The organism is Blastomonas sp. UPD001 (genome assembly GCF_003426715.1).
Classification (GTDB): domain Bacteria; phylum Pseudomonadota; class Alphaproteobacteria; order Sphingomonadales; family Sphingomonadaceae; genus Blastomonas.
This window is the reverse complement of the sequence record NZ_QKVT01000167.1, coordinates 1-1117: the sequence shown is the minus strand read 5'-3', so window position 1 is coordinate 1117 and position 1117 is coordinate 1. Positions and strand designations below refer to the sequence as shown.

Sequence of the window (1117 nt, the reverse complement as noted above, 5' to 3'; positions counted from 1 at the left end):
TGCCGCGCGCGCGATTGCCGCACGGTTCGACGGCGCGGAGATCGAGAATTCGATCGCCAAGGTCATCCGTGCCATGCCCTTCCCTGCGCCCAACTCGATCCTGGGGCCCGAAGGCGAGAGCTGGGTTCCGGTGCACGGCCAGGCATCCTTGTCCACGGCAGCCGCCATGTTCGGGGAAATCCGCGCCTATTTCGATTCGATGCAGCCGGTCTTTGACCAGCACGGCATCTTCAACGGCTTCCTGTTCTCCTCGTTGTCGAGCACCGCGCTGGTGATCGAGCCCGTCTTCTTCTGGCCCGAGGGCTATCGGCCGATCCATGAAGCGCTGGTCGAACCGGCGCATCTGAAGAACCTCAAGCAATTCGGCCCCAATGCGGAAGCCACCGCCGTGGTGCACGAGGCGCGCGAGCAGGTGAAGGCGATCTGCAAGAGATACGGTGCCGCGCATTTCCAGATCGGGCGCGCCTATACCGCCTATCGCGAAAGCCGCGATGAGGCGTTCAAGGACGTGCTCGATGCGGTCAAGGCGGTGGTCGATCCGCGCGGCATGTTCAACCCCGGCTGTCTGGGCTTTCCGATCAGGCCCGCAGGAGAATGAGCGCGTGACGCCGCAGACCTATCGCGCGATCCGGCTTGAAAGGATCGCGCCTTCCTTCCGCGAGGGTGCCGAGATCGTCACCTTGCCGCTGGCCGAGCCGCAGCGCGGCGAGATTCGCGTGCGCAACCTGCATTGCGGGGTCAACGCGATCTTCGACACCCAGATCGCCCGCGACGCCGTGGACTATGTGAAGATCGCGCTGCCGACCTTCACGGGGGTGGAGGCGATCGGCGTGGTCGAGGCGGTGGGCGAAGCGGTAACCGGCTTTGCCATCGGCGATGCCGCAGTGACCGTGCGCTTTACCGGGGGCTATCGCGAGGCCAATACCGGCCCGGCGAGCGGCTTTGCCCCTGCCCCGGCGGCGACGCGCGACTATCTCGCTCTGGCGTCCACGGGCGTGTCGGCCCTGGTGGCGCTGGAGCGCATCGGCGAGGTCAGGAGCGGCGAAACCGTGGCGATTTCCGCTGCCGCCGGCGGCCTGGGGCATCTGCTGGTGCAGCTCGCCTTGCTCAAGGGCTG

At 66.5% G+C, this 1117-nt stretch carries 1 protein-coding gene and 1 pseudogene; both read left to right on the top strand.

Annotated elements, in window-relative coordinates:
* Positions 1-598 (top strand): annotated as a pseudogene (locus DM995_RS20160) (FAD-binding oxidoreductase); the annotation flags it as partial.
* Positions 599-602: 4 nt separating this feature from the next.
* Positions 603-1117, top strand: a 515-nt coding sequence (locus DM995_RS20155; RefSeq protein ID WP_232824587.1) for an alcohol dehydrogenase catalytic domain-containing protein, incomplete at its 3' end; no start/stop codon positions are given.